The sequence below is a fragment of the Halomonas sp. B23F22_20 genome, assembly GCF_043496985.1.
Classification (GTDB): Bacteria; Pseudomonadota; Gammaproteobacteria; order Pseudomonadales; family Halomonadaceae; genus Halomonas.
The window spans coordinates 1-934 of record NZ_JBIEKH010000069.1 but is presented as its reverse complement, the minus strand read 5'-3'; the positions used below and the strand labels follow the sequence as shown (position 1 = coordinate 934).

General features: G+C 68.1%; 1 protein-coding gene. It reads left to right on the top strand.

Going from position 1 to position 934, the window contains the following annotated elements; genetic code table 11:
• Positions 1-50: 50 nt before the first annotated feature.
• On the top strand, positions 51-934 hold an 884-nt coding region (locus ACGTN6_RS20590; RefSeq protein ID WP_394594921.1), incomplete at its 3' end, for a thiamine pyrophosphate-binding protein.

Sequence of the window (934 nt, the reverse complement as noted above, 5' to 3'; positions counted from 1 at the left end):
TGGTTCCATAAAAACATCATAAATATCTTCAACCGGCTCGGAGGACTCCCATGAGCACCGACAACACCGCAGATACCCGCCAGGTCGTGCAGGGCAAGCAGACGATGACGCCCTCGGAGGCCTTCGTGGAGACCCTGGTGGCCAACGGCGTCACCGACATGTTCGGCATCATGGGCTCGGCCTTCATGGACGCCATGGACATCTTCGCCCCGGCCGGCATCCGCCTGATCCCGGTGGTCCACGAGCAGGGCGCGGCGCACATGGCTGACGGCTATGCCCGGGTCTCGGGACGCCACGGCACGGTGATTGGCCAGAACGGCCCGGGCATCTCCAACTGCGTGACCGGCATCGCCGCGGCCTACTGGGCGCACAGCCCGGTGGTCATCGTCACCCCCGAGGCGGGCACCACCGGTATCGGCCTGGGCGGCTTCCAGGAGTGCCACCAGCTGCCGATGTTCCAGGAGTTCACCAAGTACCAGGGCCACGTGACCCACCCGGCGCGGATGGCCGAGTACACCGGTCGCTGCTTCGACCGGGCGATGTCGGAGATGGGCCCGACCCAGCTGAACATTCCGCGAGACTATTTTTACGGCGAGATCGAGGCCGAGATTCCCCAGCCGTCACGGCTGGACCGAGGCCCGGGCGGCACCCGGACCCTCGACGAGGCGGCGGAACTGCTGGCCACGGCCGAGTTCCCGGTGATCGTCTCCGGCGGCGGGGTGGTGATGGCCGACGGCGTGGACGCCTGCCAGGCGCTGGCCGAGCGGCTGGGGGCCCCGGTGGTCAACAGCTACCAGCACAACGACTCCTTCCCGGCCAGCCATCCGCTGTGGTGTGGGCCGCTGGGCTATCAGGGCTCCAAGGCCGGCATGAAGCTGATCGCCCAAGCCGACGTGGTGGTGGCGCTGGGCACCCGGCTGGGGCCGTTCGGCAC